This window comes from Pseudomonas putida (assembly GCF_016406145.1).
GTDB classification, from domain to species: Bacteria; Pseudomonadota; Gammaproteobacteria; order Pseudomonadales; family Pseudomonadaceae; genus Aquipseudomonas; species Aquipseudomonas putida_E.
This window is the reverse complement of record NZ_CP066306.1, coordinates 75,945-95,158: the sequence shown is the minus strand read 5'-3', so window position 1 is coordinate 95,158 and position 19,214 is coordinate 75,945. Positions and strand designations below refer to the sequence as shown.

17 protein-coding genes are annotated in these 19,214 nt (G+C 62.1%); 10 read left to right on the top strand and 7 right to left on the bottom strand.

Features of this window, described 5'->3' with window-relative positions:
• Positions 1-38 precede the first annotated feature (38 nt).
• Genes fmt through JET17_RS00415 form a run of 4 tightly spaced genes read left to right on the top strand, consistent with a single transcriptional unit; the run spans position 39 to position 3,994 of the window.
• Complete coding sequence (fmt, locus tag JET17_RS00430) at positions 39-971, top strand: methionyl-tRNA formyltransferase (RefSeq protein ID WP_012312038.1); 933 nt, start codon at positions 39-41, stop codon at positions 969-971.
• The gene (gene rsmB, locus JET17_RS00425; protein WP_012312037.1) at positions 968-2,278 is read left to right on the top strand and encodes a 16S rRNA (cytosine(967)-C(5))-methyltransferase RsmB; all 1,311 of its coding nucleotides are present in this window, start codon (positions 968-970) and stop codon (positions 2,276-2,278) included. The genes fmt and rsmB overlap by 4 nt, the downstream gene beginning before the upstream one ends.
• A gap of 22 nt (positions 2,279-2,300) precedes the next feature.
• On the top strand, positions 2,301-3,674 hold the full coding sequence (gene trkA / locus JET17_RS00420) for a Trk system potassium transporter TrkA (protein ID WP_012312036.1): 1,374 nt from the start codon (positions 2,301-2,303) through the stop codon (positions 3,672-3,674).
• An 11-nt stretch (positions 3,675-3,685) separates the two neighbouring features.
• On the top strand, positions 3,686-3,994 hold the full coding sequence (locus JET17_RS00415; protein WP_012312035.1) for a tetratricopeptide repeat protein: 309 nt from the start codon (positions 3,686-3,688) through the stop codon (positions 3,992-3,994).
• A 116-nt stretch (positions 3,995-4,110) separates the two neighbouring features.
• On the opposite strand, the gene JET17_RS00410 is transcribed toward JET17_RS00415, so the two are convergent.
• On the bottom strand, positions 4,111-4,998 hold the full coding sequence (locus JET17_RS00410; protein WP_012312034.1) for a lysophospholipid acyltransferase: 888 nt from the start codon (positions 4,996-4,998) through the stop codon (positions 4,111-4,113).
• Between the two features lie 41 nt (positions 4,999-5,039).
• On the bottom strand, positions 5,040-5,591 hold the full coding sequence (locus tag JET17_RS00405; RefSeq protein ID WP_012312033.1) for a DNA-3-methyladenine glycosylase I: 552 nt from the start codon (positions 5,589-5,591) through the stop codon (positions 5,040-5,042).
• Between the two features lie 83 nt (positions 5,592-5,674).
• Here JET17_RS00405 and glyQ point away from each other — a divergent pair, with 83 nt between their 5' ends.
• From glyQ to JET17_RS00385, 4 genes are read left to right on the top strand one after another with little or no spacing between them, the layout of a single operon-like run.
• The gene (gene glyQ / locus JET17_RS00400) at positions 5,675-6,622 is read left to right on the top strand and encodes a glycine--tRNA ligase subunit alpha (protein WP_012312032.1); all 948 of its coding nucleotides are present in this window, start codon (positions 5,675-5,677) and stop codon (positions 6,620-6,622) included.
• Positions 6,619-8,670, top strand: a complete 2,052-nt coding sequence (glyS, locus tag JET17_RS00395; protein WP_012312031.1) for a glycine--tRNA ligase subunit beta — start codon at positions 6,619-6,621, stop codon at positions 8,668-8,670. Before glyQ ends, glyS begins: the two co-directional genes overlap by 4 nt.
• A gap of 3 nt (positions 8,671-8,673) precedes the next feature.
• Entirely contained in the window at positions 8,674-9,201 is a 528-nt protein-coding gene (gene gmhB, locus JET17_RS00390) for a D-glycero-beta-D-manno-heptose 1,7-bisphosphate 7-phosphatase (protein WP_012312030.1), read from the top strand.
• Positions 9,202-9,261: 60 nt separating this feature from the next.
• The gene (locus JET17_RS00385; protein WP_012312029.1) at positions 9,262-10,032 is read left to right on the top strand and encodes a lysophospholipid acyltransferase family protein; all 771 of its coding nucleotides are present in this window, start codon (positions 9,262-9,264) and stop codon (positions 10,030-10,032) included.
• Positions 10,033-10,209: 177 nt separating this feature from the next.
• Here JET17_RS00385 and JET17_RS00380 read toward each other — a convergent pair whose 3' ends face one another.
• Both JET17_RS00380 and JET17_RS00375 read right to left on the bottom strand, forming a co-directional pair.
• Positions 10,210-11,829, bottom strand: a complete 1,620-nt coding sequence (locus JET17_RS00380; protein ID WP_012312028.1) for an MFS transporter — start codon at positions 11,827-11,829, stop codon at positions 10,210-10,212.
• Between the two features lie 97 nt (positions 11,830-11,926).
• Positions 11,927-13,573, bottom strand: coding sequence for a GMC family oxidoreductase (locus tag JET17_RS00375; RefSeq protein ID WP_012312027.1), 1,647 nt, complete (start codon positions 13,571-13,573; stop codon positions 11,927-11,929).
• Between the two features lie 126 nt (positions 13,574-13,699).
• Between JET17_RS00375 and JET17_RS00370 the strand changes: the two genes are divergently transcribed.
• Complete coding sequence (locus JET17_RS00370; RefSeq protein ID WP_012312026.1) at positions 13,700-14,587, top strand: LysR family transcriptional regulator; 888 nt, start codon at positions 13,700-13,702, stop codon at positions 14,585-14,587.
• Here JET17_RS00370 and JET17_RS00365 read toward each other — a convergent pair.
• Genes JET17_RS00365 through JET17_RS00355 form a run of 3 tightly spaced genes read right to left on the bottom strand, consistent with a single transcriptional unit; the run spans position 14,576 to position 17,586 of the window.
• The gene (locus JET17_RS00365; RefSeq protein ID WP_012312025.1) at positions 14,576-15,394 is read right to left on the bottom strand and encodes a sulfite exporter TauE/SafE family protein; all 819 of its coding nucleotides are present in this window, start codon (positions 15,392-15,394) and stop codon (positions 14,576-14,578) included. The genes JET17_RS00370 and JET17_RS00365 overlap by 12 nt on opposite strands.
• Positions 15,391-16,662 carry an NAD(P)/FAD-dependent oxidoreductase gene (locus JET17_RS00360; RefSeq protein WP_012312024.1) on the bottom strand — a complete coding sequence of 424 codons (1,272 nt, stop codon included), beginning with the start codon at positions 16,660-16,662 and terminating at the stop codon, positions 15,391-15,393. The genes JET17_RS00365 and JET17_RS00360 overlap by 4 nt, the downstream gene beginning before the upstream one ends.
• A gap of 39 nt (positions 16,663-16,701) precedes the next feature.
• Positions 16,702-17,586, bottom strand: coding sequence for an MBL fold metallo-hydrolase (locus tag JET17_RS00355; protein ID WP_012312023.1), 885 nt, complete (start codon positions 17,584-17,586; stop codon positions 16,702-16,704).
• Between the two features lie 223 nt (positions 17,587-17,809).
• Here JET17_RS00355 and JET17_RS00350 point away from each other — a divergent pair, with 223 nt between their 5' ends.
• Positions 17,810-19,114, top strand: a complete 1,305-nt coding sequence (locus JET17_RS00350; protein WP_012312022.1) for a sigma-54 interaction domain-containing protein — start codon at positions 17,810-17,812, stop codon at positions 19,112-19,114.
• Positions 19,115-19,214 lie beyond the last annotated feature (100 nt).

Here is a 19,214-nt window from a genome sequence, read left to right as displayed (position 1 = left end):
CTCCGGCAAGCCTTTTTCTTTTTTGAAGCGAGAACTCCATGCGCATCGTCTTTGCAGGCACTCCAGAGTTTGCCGCCGAACACCTCAAGGCCCTGCTCGACAGCCCCTACGAAATCGTGGCCGTCTACACCCAGCCCGACCGCCCGGCCGGCCGTGGCCAGAAGCTGATGCCAAGCGCGGTCAAAGCGCTGGCGGTGGCCCATGACATCCCGGTGTTCCAGCCGCCAACCCTGCGCAATGAAGATGCCCAGGCGGAACTCGCCGCGCTCAAGCCGGACCTGATGGTAGTGGTCGCCTATGGCCTGATCCTGCCCCAGGTGGTGCTGGACATCCCGCGCCTGGGCTGCATCAACAGCCACGCCTCCCTGCTGCCACGCTGGCGCGGCGCGGCGCCGATCCAGCGCGCCGTGGAAGCCGGCGACGCCGAGAGCGGCGTCACCGTGATGCGTATGGAAGCCGGCCTGGACACCGGGCCGATGCTGCTGAAGGTGGTGACCCCGATCAGCGCTGACGACACCGGTGGCAGCCTGCACGACCGCCTCGCTGCAATGGGCCCGGCAGCCGTGGTGCAAGCCATCGCCGGCCTGGCCGACGGCAGCCTGCAAGGCGAGGTGCAGGACGACGCCCTGGCCACGTATGCGCACAAGTTGAACAAAGACGAGGCACGCATCGACTGGAGCCGCCCGGCCGTGGAGCTTGAGCGCCTGATCCGTGCCTTCAACCCTTGGCCGGTGTGCCACAGTACCCTGGATGGCGAAAGCGTGAAGGTGCTGGCCGCCAAATTGTCCACAGGTGAAGGCGCCCCTGGCGAGATCCTGTCAGCCAGCAAAGACGGCCTAGTGGTCGCTTGCGGTGACCAGGCCTTGAGCCTTACCCGCCTGCAATTACCAGGCGGCAAAGCCCTGGCCTTCACCGACCTGTTCAATAGCCGCCGCGAGAAATTCGCCACCGGCAAGGTGCTTGGCCAATGAACCCACGCCTCGCCGCCGCCCGTGCCTTGGCCGCTGTGCTCAGTGGCAAGGCCTCGCTGAACAGCTCGCTGCCTGCGCAACTGGACAAGGTCGATGAACGCGACCGCGGCCTGACCCAGGACCTGGCGTTCGGTACCGCCCGCTGGCAGCCACGCCTGGACCTGCTCGCAGCCCAGCTGCTGCAGAAGCCATTCAAGGCCGCTGATGCCGATGTACAGGCACTGCTGCTGATAGGCCTGTACCAGTTGTTCTACACGCGCATCCCGGCCCACGCCGCCATCGGCGAGACAGTCGGTTGCGCCGACAAGCTGAAAAAACCGTGGGCCAAGGGCCTGCTCAACGCCGTGCTGCGCCGCGCCCAACGTGAAGGCGAGGCACTGCTCGCCGGCATGGAACGCGACCCGGTTGTACGCACCGCCCACCCACGCTGGCTGCAGAAAGCCCTCAAGGCGTTCTGGCCCGAGCAGTGGGAAGCCATTTGCGCGGCCAACAACGCTCACCCGCCGATGATCCTGCGGGTCAACCGCCGCCACCACAGCCGCGATGCCTACCTTGCCCTGCTGACCGAAACCGGCGTTGGCGCCAGCGCCTGCCAGTTCAGCCGCGACGGCATTGTGCTGACTGAGGCCTGCGACGTGCGCAGCCTGCCGGGCTTTGCCGAGGGCTGGGTGAGCGTTCAGGACGAAGCCGCGCAGCTGTCGGCCGACCTGCTTGAACTGGCCCCCGGCCAGCGCGTGCTCGATGCCTGCTGCGCTCCAGGCGGCAAGACGTGCCACCTGCTCGAGGCAGAAGCGGGCCTGGGACACCTGGTGGCCATCGACCTGGAAGCCAAGCGCCTGACCCGGGTGCGCGAGAACCTCGAACGCCTGCAGCTGGATGCCGAACTGATCGCCTGCGACGCCCGTGACACCGCCAGCTGGTGGGACGGCAAGCCGTTCCAGCGCATCCTGCTCGACGCGCCCTGCTCGGCTACCGGCGTCATTCGCCGCCACCCGGACATCAAGCTGACCCGCCAGGCTGACGACATTCCGGCGCTGGCCGCGCTGCAGGGCGAGTTGCTCGATGCCCTGTGGCCGACCCTGGAGGTGGGCGGCATGCTGCTGTACGCCACCTGCTCCAGCCTGCCGACCGAGAACACCGAAGTGATCGGGGCCTTCCTTGCCCGCACACCGGGCGCCCGTGAGCTGGACCTGGCCACCGAAGCTGGTATCCGCCAGCCCCATGGTCGCCAGCTGCTGGCCCAGGAAGGCGGCCATGACGGTTTCTACTATGCCAAGCTGATCAAGATCGCCGCCTCGCGCGGTTAAGAAAAAAGTTAGGGAGTAGCGGATGAAGATCATCATCCTTGGCGCAGGCCAGGTAGGCGGTACGCTGGCAGAGCATCTGGCCAGCGAAGCCAACGACATCACTGTGGTCGATACCGACGGCGACCGCCTGCGTGACCTGGGCGACCGCCTGGATATCCGTACCGTGCAAGGCCGCGGCTCGCTCCCGACGGTCCTGCGCCAGGCCGGTGCCGATGACGCTGACATGCTGGTGGCGGTGACCAACAGCGACGAAACCAACATGGTCGCCTGCCAGGTCGCCTATTCGCTGTTCCACACGCCCACCAAGATCGCCCGGGTGCGTGAATCGGCCTACCTCACCCGCGAAGAGCTGTTCGACAACGACCACATCCCGGTGGACGTGCTGATCAGCCCCGAGCAGGTCGTGACCAACTACATCAAGCGGCTCATAGAACACCCAGGTTCGCTGCAGGTGATCGACTTTGCCGAGGGCAAGGCGCAGCTGGTGGCGGTCAAGGCCTATTACGGCGGCCCATTGGTGGGCCAGCAGTTGCGCCAGATCCGCGCGCACATGCCCAACGTCGATACCCGCGTGGCCGCGATCTTCCGTCGTGACCGGCCAATCACCCCTCGGGGCGACACCGTGATCGAAGCCGATGACGAAGTGTTCTTCATCGCCGCGAAGAAAGACATCCGCGCCGTGATGGGCGAGCTACGGCGCATCGACGAGACCAACAAGCGTGTGGTCATCGCCGGGGGCGGGCAGATCGGCGAACGCCTGGCCGAGGCCATCGAAAGCCGCTACCAGGTGAAGATCATCGAGATGAGCGCGGCCCGTTGCCGGCACCTCTCCGACACTCTGGAAAGCACCGTGGTGCTGCAGGGCAGCGCCTCGGACAAGGACCTGATGCTCGAAGAGAACATCGCCGATGCCGACATATTCCTCGCCCTGACCAATGATGACGAGGCGAACATCATGTCGTCACTGCTGGCCAAGCGGCTCGGTGCGGGCAAGGTGATGACGATCATCAACAACCCGGCCTACGTAGACCTCGTGCAAGGCGGTGAAATCGATATCGCCATCAGCCCCCAGCTGGCTACCATCGGTACCTTGCTGGCGCATGTGCGCCGTGGCGATATTGTCAGCGTGCACTCCCTGCGCCGCGGTGCGGCAGAGGCCATCGAGGCTGTGGCACATGGCGACTCGAAGTCGAGCAAGGTGATCGGCAAGGCCATCGAAGATATCGCCCTGCCGCCGGGCACCACCATTGGCGCGATCATCCGCGACGAGCAGGTGCTGATCGCCCACGACGACACAGTGATCGAATCGGGTGACCATGTAATTCTGTTCGTTGTGGATAAAAAGCACATTCGCGACGTGGAGAAGCTGTTCCACGTCGGCTTGAGTTTCTTCTAAGGGAGGCGGGCATGCGCGAATCGCTGGAGAAGATGCTCGCCAAGGGTGTGGATAACCCGCTGCTACGGTTCGGCCTGGGCAAGGCCTGGCTGGACGAGGGCAACGGCGCCGAAGCGGCAGTGCACCTGGCCCGTTGCGTGGAACAGGACCCCAAGTATTCGGCAGCGTGGAAGCTGCTCGGCAAGGCGTATCAACTGCAGGGCGACCTGACGGCGGCGCGCAAGGCCTGGGAAGACGGGATCGTGGCGGCGCAGGCCCATGGGGACAAGCAGGCCGAGAAAGAGATGGCGGTGTTTCTCAAGAAGCTGAATAAAGCCTGAAATGCCGGGGCTGCTTTGCAGCCCATCGCCGGCAAGCCGGCTCCCACTGGGTTTGCCCTGAGCTTGAGAGCAGCGGGGTAGCTGTGGGGAAAGGGGCGCAAGGCGCCCCAAAAATCTCAGTACCAGCGCGCCTCGCCAGGCGGGCGCTTCTTGAAGCGCTTCATGCTCCACATGTACTGGCTCGGGTATTCGCGCACATAACGCTCGACCACCTTGCTCATGGCCGCCGCCGACACGTTCACATCCGTGCTGTACATCTCTTCTGGCGCAGCCTCCAGAAACACCTTGAAGCCCGAGCCATCCGGCAAGCGCAGGGCATGCAGGAACACCCCCACCGCCTTGCCACCGGCCAGCATGTTCGGCACGAACTTGCTGGTCAGCGCCTGGGTGCCCAGAAACGGCACGAACACACCGGCCGATTCCGCCGGCTCCGGGTCGGCGGGAATCCCCACCTGCCCACCGCGGCGCACTTCCTTGATCACGCTGAGGATGCCTTCCTTGGTCGAAGGCGCCACGCGGTTGCCCATCTGCACACGCTGTTCACGCAGCAGGTCATCCACGGCCTTGAGCTTCGGCGGGCGGTAGAAGATGATCGGTTTGCACTGGTTGCAGTAGAAGTGGTTGAGCACTTCCCAATTACCCAGGTGGCTGGTGATGCCGACCACACCCTTGCCTGAGGCCAAGGCCTGCTCCAGCACTTCCAGGCCGTGCACTTCCTTGACCAGCTCAAGCGAACGCTGTGGCGGCCAGATCCAGGCACAGGCACTTTCGACAAAGGATTTGCCGATATCTCTCAGCGCCCGGCCGACCAGTTGCTCGCGCTCGACCGGGTCCATCTCAGGGAAGCACTTGGCGAGATTGATGCGCACGACATTGCGCGAACCGTTGGGTACTTTCCACATCAGCCAGCCGATCCCGGCACCGACGCGCTGTACCGCGCCCCAGGGCAGCTTGGCAAACAGACGCAGCACCCCGACCATCAGGGCGCCCTTGAACTTTTCCACAGGCCAATTCCTTATTTCAGCAAGGCGCGCATTGTAACCCCTCAGCGCAGCAAGGCGGCGTAACGATCACAATCGGTGGTGTGGTCCATGACCATGCCGGTAGCCTGCATGAATGCGTAGCAGATGGTCGGGCCGACGAATGTAAAGCCGGCTTTTTGCAACGCCTTGCTCATCGCCTTGGCCTCGTCGGTGACCGCCGGCACTTCGCTTCGGGCACTGAAATGGTTGATCTTCGGCTCGCCGCCGACGAACGACCAGAGCCACTCGGCCGGGTTATCCACAGCCAGCCACGCCTGCGCATTGCGCCGGACAGCCTTGAGCTTGAGGCGGTTGCGGATGATGCCGGCATCGAGCATCAGCTCTTCGATGCGCTCATCGCTCATCTGCGAAAGCTTCACCGGGTCGAAGCCATGCAGCACCTCGCGATAGCGCTCGCGTTTACGCAAGACGGTGATCCATGATAGCCCCGCCTGGAACCCTTCGAGCAAAAGCATCTCGAACAGCAACGCCGGATCACGCTGCGGTGTTCCCCATTCCTGGTCGTGGTAGGCCTGGTACAACGGATCGTCGGTACACCAAAAGCAGCGTGGCATAAGGCTCCAATGAGTAGAGGGCGAGGCGAATCAGGTTATACTCCCGCTCTTTACATCCGCATCCCCAGATACAGGTGAATTTCGTGAGCCAGCCTACGCCAGCCGTGCGTACCTTCCAAGACCTGATCCTCGCCCTGCAGAATTACTGGGCAGCTCAAGGTTGTGTGGTGCTTCAGCCCTACGATATGGAAGTAGGCGCCGGCACTTTCCATACCGCTACATTCCTGCGCGCCGTCGGCCCAGAAACCTGGAACGCCGCCTACGTGCAGCCCAGCCGTCGCCCTGCCGACGGGCGGTATGGCGAAAACCCCAACCGCCTGCAGCACTACTACCAGTTCCAGGTGGTGCTCAAGCCCAACCCGGCCAACTTCCAGGAGCTGTACCTCGGCTCGCTGAAAGCCATCGGCCTGGATCCGCTGGTCCACGATATCCGTTTCGTCGAAGACAACTGGGAATCGCCGACCCTGGGCGCCTGGGGCCTGGGCTGGGAAATCTGGCTCAACGGTATGGAAGTGACCCAGTTCACTTACTTCCAGCAAGTAGGCGGCATCGAGTGCTACCCGGTCACCGGTGAAATCACCTACGGCCTGGAGCGCCTGGCCATGTACATCCAGGGTGTCGACTCGGTGTACGACCTGGTCTGGGCCGACGGCCCGTTCGGCAAGGTCACCTACGGCGACGTGTTCCACCAGAACGAGGTGGAGCAGTCGACCTACAACTTCGAGCACGCCAACGTCGAGAAACTGTTCGAGCTGTTCGACTTCTACGAAAGCGAAGCCAACCGCCTGATCAAGCTGGACCTGCCGCTGCCGACCTATGAAATGGTGCTCAAGGCCTCGCACACCTTCAACCTGCTCGACGCCCGTCGCGCCATCTCGGTGACCGAGCGCCAGCGTTACATCCTGCGCGTACGTACCCTGGCCCGGGACGTGGCGCAAAGCTATCTGCAAGCCCGTGCACGCCTGGGCTTCCCGATGGCTACCCCTGAACTGCGTGACGAAGTGTTGGCGAAGCTGGAGGCTGCACAATGAGTGCTCAAGATTTCCTGGTAGAACTGGGCACCGAAGAGCTGCCACCCAAAGCCCTGGCCACCCTTGGTGACGCCTTCCTGGCCGGCATCGAAAAAGGCCTGCAGGCCGCAGGCCTGAACTACACCGGTAAACAGGTGTACGCCGCGCCGCGTCGTCTGGCCGTGCTGATTCGCCAGCTGGATGTACAGCAGCCTGACCGCAGCATCAATATCGACGGCCCGCCCCTGCAGGCTGCCTTCAAGGACGGCGAGCCGACCCAGGCTGCCTTGGGCTTTGCCAAGAAATGCGGGGTAGAGCTGTCGGAAATCGACCAGAGTGGCGCCAAGCTGCGCTTCTCCCAGCATATCCCGGGCAAGGCCACCGCCAGCCTGCTGCCGACCATCGTCGAAGATTCGCTCAACGACCTGCCGATCCCCAAGCGCATGCGCTGGGCCGCCAGCCGTGAAGAGTTCGTACGCCCGACCCAGTGGCTGGTGATGCTGCTGGGCGATCAGGTCGTCGACTGCACCATCCTGTCGCAGCAGGCAGGCCGTGAATCCCGTGGGCACCGCTTCCACCATCCGCAAAACGTGGTCATCACCACCCCGGCCAACTACGTCGAAGACCTGCGCAAAGCCTACGTGCTGGCCGACTTCGCCGAGCGCCGCGAACTGATTGCCAAGCGCACCACCGAACTGGCAATGCAGCAGGAAGGTACTGCGATCGTGCCGCCAGCGCTGCTGGATGAGGTGACTGCGCTGGTCGAGTGGCCGGTACCGCTGGTGTGCTCGTTCGAGGAGCGTTTCCTCGAGGTGCCGCAGGAAGCCTTGATCACCACCATGCAGGACAACCAGAAGTACTTCTGCCTGCTGGACAGCGAAGGCAAGCTGCTGCCGCGCTTCATTACCGTGGCCAACGTCGAAAGCCGTGACCCCAAGCAGATCGTCTCGGGTAACGAGAAAGTCGTGCGCCCGCGCCTGACCGACGCCGAGTTCTTCTTCAAGCAGGACAAGAAGCAGCCGCTCGAAACCTTCAACGAACGCCTGAAGAACGTAGTCTTCCAGGCGCAGTTGGGCACCGTCTACGACAAGGCCGAGCGCGTATCCCGGCTTGCCGCGTACATTGCTCCGCTGATCGGCGGTGACGCCCAGCGCGCTGGCCGTGCCGGGCTGCTGTCCAAGTGCGACCTGGCCACCGAAATGGTCGGCGAATTCCCAGAGATGCAGGGCGTTGCCGGTTACTACTACGCGCTCAACGACGGCGAACCGCAAGACGTCGCCTTGGCGCTGAACGAGCAGTACATGCCGCGCGGTGCTGGCGCCGAGCTGCCGCAGACCCTGACCGGTGCTGCGGTGGCCATCGCCGACAAACTCGACACCCTGGTCGGTATCTTCGGCATCGGCATGCTGCCCACCGGCAGCAAAGACCCGTACGCCTTGCGCCGCGCGGCCCTGGGCGTGCTGCGTATCCTGATCGAGAAGCAACTGGACCTGGACCTGACCCCTGCGGTCGAGTTCGCAGTCAAGCAGTTCGGTGCCAAGGTCAAGGCCGCCGGCCTGGCCGAGCAGGTGCTGGAGTTCATCTTCGACCGCCTGCGTGCGCGCTATGAAGACGAAGGCATCGACGTTGCCACCTACCTGTCGGTACGTGCCCTGAAGCCGGGTTCTGCCTTGGACTTCGACCAGCGCGTGCAGGCCGTGCAGGCCTTCCGCAAGCTGCCGGAAGCCGAGGCGCTGGCCGCAGTGAACAAGCGTGTGTCGAACCTGCTGAGCAAAGCCGAAGGCGCCATTGCCGAACAGGTCGAGCCGAAGTACTTCGACAACGCCAACGAGTTCTCGCTGTATTCGGCCATCCAGCAGGCCGACCAGGCTGTGCAACCGATGGCAGCCGCACGTCAGTACAGCGAATCGCTGGCCCGCCTGGCGGCCCTGCGTGACCCGGTCGACGCCTTCTTCGAGGCAGTGATGGTCAACGCCGAGGACGCCAAGGTTCGCGCCAACCGTTATGCCCTGCTCAGCCGCCTGCGCGGCCTGTTCCTGGGCGTTGCCGACATTTCGCTGCTGGGGTAAGCCTTGAAACTGCTGATTCTCGATCGTGACGGGGTAATCAACCAGGACTCCGACGCCTACATCAAGTCGCTGGAGGAGTGGATCCCGATCCCCGGTTCGATCGAGGCCATCGCGCAGTTGAGCAAAGCGGGCTGGACGGTGGCTGTGGCCACCAACCAGTCCGGCATTGCCCGTGGCTATTATTCGCTGGCAACCCTCGAAGCCATGCATGCGCGTCTGCGCACGCTGGTGGCAGAGCAAGGCGGCGAAGTCGGCTACATCGTGTATTGCCCGCATGGGCCGGACGAGGGTTGTGACTGCCGTAAGCCCAAGCCCGGCATGCTGCGGGCAATCGCCGACCATTATCAGGCCGACCTGCGCGGCGTATGGTTTGTCGGCGACAGTAAAGGTGACCTGGAGGCCGCCCTGGCCGTCGGTGCACAACCGGTGCTGGTGAAAACCGGCAAAGGCGAGCGGACGCTTGAAAAGGGTGTTGCGCAAACCACACTGATTTTCGACGATCTGGCAGCTATCGCCAGAGAACTAATTTAAACAATGCGCCCAAGGGCGCATTTTTATCAGGCGGGCAAGCCCGCAACGGTACATGCCACTATGTCGATCCTGCAGGCGATCAGAATCTTTCTTTTTTACCTGCTGCTGGGCACCAGTTCGCTGCTGTGGTGCTCGCTGAGCTTTTTTATCGCGCCATTTTTGCCGTTTCATAAGCGCTACCGCTTCATCAACGTCTACTGGTGCCGTTTTGCCGTGCTGCTGGCCCGGGTGATTCTGGGTATCCACTACAAAGTCACCGGTGCCGAGAACGTGCCGAAAGAGCCTTGTGTGATCCTGTCCAACCACCAGAGCACTTGGGAGACGTTCTTCCTGTCAGCCTATTTCTCGCCATTGAGCCAGGTGCTCAAGCGTGAACTGCTGTACGTGCCGTTCTTTGGCTGGGCCATGGCCATGCTGCGGCCGATCGCGATCAACCGCGATAACCCCAAGGAAGCATTGCGCCAAGTGGCGAGCAAGGGTGACGAATTGCTCAAGCAGAAGGTCTGGGTGCTGATCTTCCCGGAAGGTACTCGGGTACCCTTTGGCACCGTGGGCAAGTTTTCCCGTGGCGGTACCGCGCTGGCGGTAAACGCCGGGCTGCCAGTGCTGCCGATTGCGCATAACGCCGGCAAGTACTGGCCCAAATCGGGGTGGGGCAAGCGCTCTGGCACCATTGAGGTGGTAATCGGGGAGCCAATGTATGCCAATGGCACCGGCCCGCGTGCCATTGCAGAGCTGAATGACCGTGCCGCGGCCTGGAACGAAACGACTCAGCGGCGCATGGGCTCGTTGCCACCGGTAGATGAAAAACCACACGAGCGGATTGCCTGACGATCTGTGGATAACTTGTTAGCAATTTTTGGACGAAATGCCACAAGTGATAGCTAAGTATATGAATTTGCTATTTATTTTTGTGTATGACATTTTTCTGAAAAACGTGCATAAGTTTTTTTGAGGCATAAGAAAACCGGCTTTTACAGCCGGTTTTTTTATGGCATCAAGACATCATCAGACCTTGTCGATATCCACATCCCTGGTTTCTTTCAGGCAGAAGATTCCCACCACCAGGCTGATCCCGGTTACCAACACCGGGTACCACAAGCCGTAGAAGATATCCCCGGTGTACACCACCAGCGCGAACGAAACCGTGGGCAGGAAACCGCCAAACCAGCCATTGCCAATGTGATAGGGCAGCGACATAGACGTATAGCGGATACGCGTCGGGAACAGCTCCACCATTACCGCCGCCAGCGGCCCATAGGTCATGGTTGCGATCAGGATCATTGCAACGATCAACACCACCACCATCACCTGGTTGACCTGCGACGGATCCGCCTTGGCCGGGTAGCCTGCCTGCTCGATGGCTGTGCGCATGGCTGTTTCGTCAAATCCGTTGATGGTCTTGTCGCCAATGTTCACCACCACTTGGCTGCCCGCCACATTCACCGAGCTGTACGGCAGGCCCTGTTTGACCAGGAAGGTCTTGACCTTGTCGCACGGGCTGTCGAAACGCGCCTTGCCGACCGGGTCGAACTGGAAGGTACAACCTTGCGGGTCAGCGGTGACCACGATCGGCGCCTGACGGCTCGCTGCGTCGATCTGCGGGTTGGCGTAGTGGCTGAGGGCCTTGAACAGCGGGAAGTACAACACCGTGGCCAGCAGCAGGCCGAGCATCAGGATAGGCTTGCGGCCGATGCGGTCGGACAGCCAGCCGAAGAATACGAAGAACGGCGCGCCGATCACCACGCTGATGATCAGCAAGGTATTGGCCTGGGCCGGATCCATCTTGAGCATCTGGGTCATGAAGAACAGCACGTAGAACTGCGCCGTGTAGAACGTCACGGCCTGGCCGGCGTTGATGCTGAATAGTGCGGTGAGCACCACCTTGAGGTTTGGCCAAGAGGTGAACGACTCGCGGATAGGCGACTTGCTGACCTTGCCCTGGGCCTTCATTTTCACGAAGGCCGGCGACTCGTGCATGCTCATGCGGATCCAGGTGGAAATGCCCAGCAGCACGATCGACAGCAGGAACGGCAAGCGCCAGCCCCAGGTTTCGAACTGATCGCCGGTGATGTAGCGGCTGCCCAGCACCACCAGCAACGACAACAGCAGCCCCAGGGTAGCGGTGGACTGGATGAAGCCCGTGTGGAAGCCGCGCTTGCCGGGCGGTGCGTGTTCGGCCACATACGTCGCCGCGCCACCATACTCGCCCCCCAGCGCCAGCCCCTGCAGCATGCGCAGTACCACCAGGATGATAGGCGCGGCAATACCGATGCTTGCATAGGTAGGCAGTAAACCAACGGCGAAGGTGGACAAGCCCATCAGCACGATGGTGATCAGGAAGGTGTATTTTCGCCCGATCATGTCACCCAGCCGGCCGAAAACCAGCGCGCCGAAGGGCCGTACCAGGAAGCCGGCGGCGAATGCCATCAGGGCGAAGATGAAAGCGGTGGTGTCGTTGACGCCAGCAAAGAACTGCTTGCTGATCACTGCCGCCAGCGCACCGTAGAGAAAAAAGTCATACCACTCGAAAACCGTCCCGAGGGATGACGCGAAAATGATCTTGCGTTCTTCACGACGGCTTGGGCTGCTCGCCGTCGCCCCCTGCTCTTGGATGTAATCCGACATCGTTGCTGTCCTCGGCCCGCAGGCCACAGTGATTATTCTTGTTGTTCCACTGTCGGCAGCTTCTGACCGCAAGCCGCCGGTACTGCACGCACCCGGGTCAGGGCGTCGGTAACGCGTCTTCGTTCAGGTAGGTCTGGGTAGCAGCTCCCTTGAGAATGAGTTGGGCCGCCTTCTCGGCGATCATCAGGGTGGGTGAACAGGTATTGCCGGAGGTGATCTGCGGCATGATTGAAGCATCCGCCACGCGCAGGCCGGGGATGCCGCGTACACGCAGCTGGTTATCCACAACGTCCAGCGGGCCGCTGCCCATACGGCAGGTCCCGACCGGATGGAAGATGGTGGTGCCGATCTTGCCTGCCGCTTCGAACAAGTCCTCCTCGGTTTGCAGGGCAGGGCCTGGCAGGTATTCCTGAGGATCGAAAGCGGCGAGGGCAGGGGCCTGGACGATGCGACGTGTGATACGGATGGCGTCGGCGGCAACGCGCAGGTCTTGAGGGTCGCTGAGGTAGTTGGGGTCAATCAGTGGCGCGCTGTTCATGTCCGAGCTACGGATATCGATGCGCCCACGGCTAGCAGGGCGCAGGTTGCACACCGAAGCGGTGAAGGCGGGGAAGCGGTGCAGCGGCTCGCCGAAGCGTTCCAGCGACAGGGGTTGTACGTGGTATTGCAGGTTGGCGGTGAGCTGCTCCGGGCTGGACCGCACGAACGCCCCAAGTTGGCTCGGCGCCATGGCCAGCGGGCCGCTGCGGTCGTAGAGATAACGCAGGCCCATACCCATCTTGCCCCACAGGCTGTTGGCCATCTGGTTGAGCGTTCTGGTGTTGCGGATCTGGTAGATCAGGCGCAATTGCAGGTGGTCTTGCAGATTGCCACCGACACCGGGCATATCGTGCCGTACGCCGATGCCGAGCGTTTCCAGCAGCGTGCGCGGGCCAATGCCGGAGCGCTGCAGGATGCCGGGCGAACCCACCGCCCCTGCACATAGGATGATCTCGCGGCGCGCAGCGAACTCGTGCCAGGCGCCTTGCCAAAATGCTCTCACTGCGCGGGCGCGGGTGTTGTTCAGCAGCACTTGATCAACCTGCACGCCGGTCAGCACGGTGAGGTTGGAACGGTTATGCACAGGTCGTAAAAAAGCCTTGGATGCATTCCAGCGCACACCGCTGCGCTGGTTGACCTGAAAATATCCACAGCCTTGGTTGTCGCCGGTATTGAAGTCATCGACCTTGGCGATACCGCTCTGCTCGGCGGCATCTCGGAATGCATCGAGGATCGGCCAACTGTAGCGCTGGCGTTCCACCCGCCATTCGCCAGTGGCGCCATGGTGATCACTGCCACCTGCAAAGTGATTTTCGCTGGCCTTGAACAGCGGCAGCACGTCCTTCCAGGCCCAACCGTCATTGCCCTGTTCGGCCCAATGGTCATAGTCCGCAGCCTGGCCACGCATATAGATCATGCCGTTGATCGATGAGCAGCCCCCCAGCACCTTGCCCCGGGGGTAACCCAGGCTGCGACCACCCAGGCCGATTTGCGCCGCGGTCTTGAAGCACCAGTCAGTGCGGGGGTTGCCGATGCAGTAAAGGTAACCGACGGGGATGTGAATCCAGGGGTAATTGTCGCGGCCCCCGGCTTCCAGCAGCAATACGCGGCAGGACGGGTCGGCGGACAACCGATTGGCCAGCAGGCAACCGGCAGGACCGGCACCCACGATAACGTAGTCGAAGACAGAATCGGCTGATGGCATGTGCAACCTCGCGCCTGATTTTTATTCTTGTCGTCGTACATCTTATTGATTAATTTCGCTGAGGAAACACGAGATTTCGCGCAGCCGTTGTGCGTTTTAGCACAGCGAAAAACAGGGAAAGGATGCATGTTCGACTGGAATGATCTGCGGTTTTTCCTCGAGTTGCAGCGCAGTGGCCGCCTGCTCAGTGCTGCCAAGCGTCTCAACACGACCCATAGCACGGTTGCCCGGCATATCGAGAGCATCGAGAAAAGCCTGGGCACCCCACTGTTCGTGCAACACGCGCAGGGCTACGAATTGACGCCCTCCGGCCAGGCGCTGCTCAAGCACGCCGAAGCCATGGAGAACGTCGCGTTGCTGGCGCAGGAAGAAATCACCCAGGCCATCACACCGCTGGGCAAGATTCGCCTTGGGGTCACCGAAGGCATCGGCATCATGTTCTTCACCCCACGCATGAATGCGCTGTTCGATCGGTATCCGGGCCTGGAAGTGGAGCTGGTGGCCGTGCCTCGCTTTGTCAGCATCCTCAACCGCGAGGCGGAAATCAGCATTCACCTGGAGCGTCCCAGTGCCGACCTGCTGATTACCCGCAAACTCACCGACTACCGCCTGGCCCTGTATGCCAGCCAGGCTTACCTGGACCGCGCGCCACCTCTACGCAACCGTGAAGATCTGGCCCGACACAGCTGGATCGGCTACGTCGACGACCTGTTGTTCAGCCAGGAGCTGCTGTTTCTAAACAGCTTCTGCCGGGCGCCCAATGTGGCCTTTCGCAGCACCAGCGTGATCGCCCAGCAAACTGCTGCGCGCGCCGGCCTGGGCATCGCCGTGCTGCCCAACTACATGGCTCGCCACGACCCGACACTGGTACGCATACTGCCCAGCGAAACCATCCAGCGCAGCTACTGGATATGCACCCGTCGTGAATTGCACAAGTCGGTACGCCTGCGGGTGGTCTGGGACTACCTGCTGGCGCTGTGCGCGCAGGAACAGGCCGAGCTGCTAGCCGAGTAGCGCCTTGCCGGCCAGCAGCAGGGCAGCCCCGAAGCCGGCCACCGAGAACAGCTGCTGCAGGCGAGGCCCGGCCAGCCGGGCCGCCAGCGGCCGCGCCAGCAGCAGGCCAAGCACAGCACCAACGGCAAAAGGTGCGCCCACCTGCCAGTGCATCACACCGGCCAGGCTGGCACTGACCACGCTACCTGTAGACACCAGAGCGATCACCGCCAACGAGGTCGAAACGATGCTCTTCATACGCAGGTTGGTGTAGCGGTTCAAGGCAGGGATGATCACGAAGCCACCCCCCACTCCCAACAAGCCGGACAACAATCCGGAGAGTGCTCCGGTCATGGCCAGCGCCCGCGCGCAGGGCAGTGTCCAGCGCAAACGGCCCTGCAACGGGTTGAGCACACAAGGCTCGATGAAACGGTGGGCTTCGTTGGTCTCGCCACGCAGCTCACTGGCAGCCTTGCGCCACATGCGCAGGCAGGCGTAAACCAGCACGCCGGCGAACACCAGGGCCAGGGGTGTGTCGGGCAGACGATGGGCGAGCATCAGCCCGAACGGTGCAGCAGCGATGCCGATCAGGGCGATGAACAGCGCGGCGCGATAACGCACCAGCCCTTGGCGCAAGCCGAGGATCGCCCCCACGGCAGCGGCAAGGCCTACAGCAAGAAGGCCAATCGGCGCAGCTTCGACCATCGACAGACCAAGACCAAACACCAGCAGCGGCACCGCCAGGATGCCGCCCCCCGCGCCAGTCAGCGCCAGCACTGCGCCAATGATCGCGCCCAGGCCGGCACCGAGCAATTGATGTTCGATCACCGTGCTGCCTCGGCCGCCACCGGCTGAGGCCGTGCCAGCCACTCCCGCCCCTTTAGCATGCCTTGCCAGTACAGCGGCGGCAGCACTCGCGCCTTGAGCAGCCAAGCGAGGCGCGTCGGCTGGCGGCCATCCAGCAACCAGCGCGGGAAGCTCGGCGCGACCTTGCCGCCATAGGTGAACTCGGCAAGCACGATCTTGCCGCGCTCGACCGTCAGCGGGCAGGAGCCGTAACCATCGTACTGGGCAAGGTTAGCCAGCCTGCCCAGCGCCACCAGCACGTTGTTGGCAACCACCGGCGCCTGCTTGCGCGCGGCGGCTGCGGTCTTGGCGTTGCTGGTGCTGGCGACATCGCCCAGGGCATGGACGTTGGCAAACTGACGATGACGCAGCGTATGCGGGTCGACATCGACCCAGCCAGCAGCATCGGCCAATGGGCTTTGACGAATGAAGTCGGGGGCAACCTGTGGCGGCACCACGTGCAGCATGTCGAAGGCTTCAGTGTGTGTTTCAGTGCTGCCATCGGCAAAGGTGCGGAGAAAAGTGGCGCGCTTGTTGGGGCCATCTACTGCAGCCAGACAATGGTTGTAATTGAGGTCCACACCGTACTTGTCGATGTAGGCCATCAGGGCCGGTACGTAATCGGGCACACCGAACAGCACAGCGCCGGCATTGAAGAAGCAGGCTTTGATGTCGCCCAGCCGCCCCTGACGCAGCCAATGGTCGCAGGACAGGTACAGCGCCTTCTGCGGCGCACCGGCGCACTTTATCGGCATGGGTGGCTGAGTGAACAGGGCGCGGCCTTGCTTGAGGTTCTGCACAAGCTCCCAAGTGTAAGGTGCCAGGTCATAGCGGTAGTTGGATGTAACGCCGTTGCGCCCCAGGGTATCACTGAGCCCGTCAATGGCAGCCCAATCGAGCTTGAGGCCGGGGCAGACCACCAGCTGTTCATAGCTGATGGTGCGACCATCTTCGAGCATGACCAGCTGGCCCAGCGGGTCGAACCCTTGCACGCGTGCCTTGATCCAGCGCACGCCACGAGGAATGGTCGAGGCCATGGTGCGCGCGGTGCTCGGTGCGTTGAACACACCCGCACCGACCATGGTCCAGCCGGGCTGGTAGTAATGAACGTCGGCAGGGTCGACCACCGCGATATCCAGTGACGGGTCGCGGCTGATGAGGCTGGCAGCAGTGGCGATGCCGGCAGCGCCGGCACCGACGATGACCACCTTGTGGTGGTCGGAATGAGCAGGGGACAACAAGGCAGGCATGGCGTAAATCCTGGGAATTCTAATGATGAGGTAGCGCGGTCAGAGCTTGTTCAACGGGATCTTCAGGTAGCTCACGCCGTTGGATTCCGGCTGCGGAAAATGGCCACTGCGCATGTTGACCTGCACCGAAGGCAGGATCAGGACGGGCATCTCGAGGGTCTTGTCACGAGCCTCACGCATGGCGACAAAGCTGTCCTCATCGATGCCCTGGTGGACATGAATGTTGCTGGCGCGCTGCTCGGCCACGGTGGTGACGTAACGCATGTCACGCCCGCCCGGCAGGTAGTCATGGCACATGAACAGCTGAGTCTGGTCAGGGAAGGCCAGCAGGCGGCGGATCGATTGGTACAAGGTGCGAGCATCAGCGCCTGGGAAGTCACAGCGCGCGGTACCGTAGTCAGGCATGAACAGGGTGTCGCCCACGAACAGCGCTTTTTCCCCTGCATCCTCTACCAGGTAACTCATGCAAGCCGGGGTGTGCCCCGGCGTGTGCAGCGAGCGGGCATGCAGGTTACCTATGCGGAAACCTTCTTCGTCCATGAGCAACACATCGAACTGGCTGCCGTCACGGGCGAAGCCCGGCTCAGCGTTGAACAAGTCTCCGAAGACTTTCTGTACCTTGGTTATCTCGGCGCCAATGGCGGTGTGGCCACCGAGCTTTTCCTTGAGATACGCCGCGGCTGAAAGGTGGTCGGCGTGTACGTGGGTTTCCAGAATCCACTGCACCTTGGCGCCCAGGCTCTGTACCCGATCAATCAGACGGTCTGCAGACTCGGTGCAGGTGCGGCCTGACTTGGGGTCATAGTCGAGTACGCTGTCGATCAACGCACACTGGTTGGTCTCACGGTCCAGCACCAGGTAGCTGATAGTCGAGGTTGCGTCGTCGAAAAAGGCTTCCACCTGAAGGTTGTTGCCGATGATCATCACGTTCTCCAAATAATCCACCCCGCCTTTTAGAGGCGTAGGCAGTGACGGGTGGTTTATCAAGATGCATGCCAAGGGTTTAACCCGTGCCAAAGCCAGTAAAATCGACCCCTGATGGCGCAAGGCAGGCCGGTTTGTCAGCTGCCCTGGCAGTCGACTGTCAGCCAATGGCAGTGTTTGGCAGTCCTTGTTACCCTCAACGGCTTATCCAATCGGTGCCGTCATGCCTGAATCCCATCCCCTCATCCTAGCTCTGGTTTCCTACCTCGAACACGATGCGTTGCCCACCATCGTGCTGGACACCGACTACAACATCCTCGCAGCCAATGCCGCCTATCGTCGGCAGTTTGGCCGTGATGACCGTGCGCCGCTGGGTGAGAAGTGCCACCGGGTTTCCCATCACTACGCCGTGCCTTGCGACCAGGCCGGGGAGCACTGCCCCATGCGCAAGGCCTGGGGCAGCAAACTGCCGGAACGGGTACTGCACATTCATCACACCCCGCGCGGGCCTGAGCATGTGGATGTGGAACTACGGCCGATCCTCGATGAGCAGGGCAGGGTGGTCGCCTTCGTAGAACGCCTGACAACGGTCACACTAGCCTCGGCCCAACCTCAGCAACAGGGCCTGGTCGGCCGGGCGCCAGCATTCAAAACGGCATTGGCCAGCCTGCAACGTGCGGCACCCGCACAGATCCCGGTATTGCTCCAGGGTGAATCCGGTACAGGCAAGGAGCTTTTCGCCCGGGCGATCCATATGGGCAGCCCGCGGGCGAATGGCCCTTTGGTGGTGGTCGACTGCACCGGCTTGACCGAGTCACTGTTCGAGAGTGAATTGTTCGGCTATGAGAAAGGAGCCTTTACCGGCGCCAACCAGCGCAAGATCGGCCTGGCAGAAGCGGCCCACGGCGGCACGCTCTTCCTCGACGAGATTGGTGAGGTGCCACTGGCGATGCAGGTCAAATTGCTGCGCCTGATCGAATCCGGCAGCTTCCGCCCGGTTGGCAGCCTGCGTACCGTGCATGCGGACTTCCGCCTGGTGTCTGCAACACACAAACCGCTCAAGCAGATGGTTGCAGAGGGCACGTTCCGGGAAGACCTGTATTACCGCATCAGTGGCTTTCCTATCCGCCTGCCCGCCTTACGCGAACGCGTAGAGGATCTGCCGCTGCTGGCGCAGAGCCTTCTGCAGCGCATGGCAGGCAAACCTGCCGCGAGCCTTACTGACGCTGCGCTGCAGCGATTGGCCCTGCATACGTTCCCGGGCAATATCCGCGAGCTGCGTAATATCCTCGAAAGGGCGCGGCTGTTTGCCGATGATGGGCTGATACGGCCTGAGCATCTGCCGGAAGATGTAGGCCCGCAAATCGCAACCGGTGCGAACAAGGCGCGCGCTCGCAGCGACCTGAGTGATCTGGCACAAGCGCTGGAACAGTTTCAGGGCCCGCGTAGCGAACTGGCGCGCCACTTAGGCATGAGTGAACGTACGCTATATCGGCGCTTGAAAGCGCTAGGGCTGAATCCGGCTTAGGGCTTGGTGATTCTTTACCGGACCTTTACCTCTTGCCAGGGATTACTCATCTCGAATCACGGTCTGAAGCATTAACCGTAATCGGCGTCTCATTGAAACC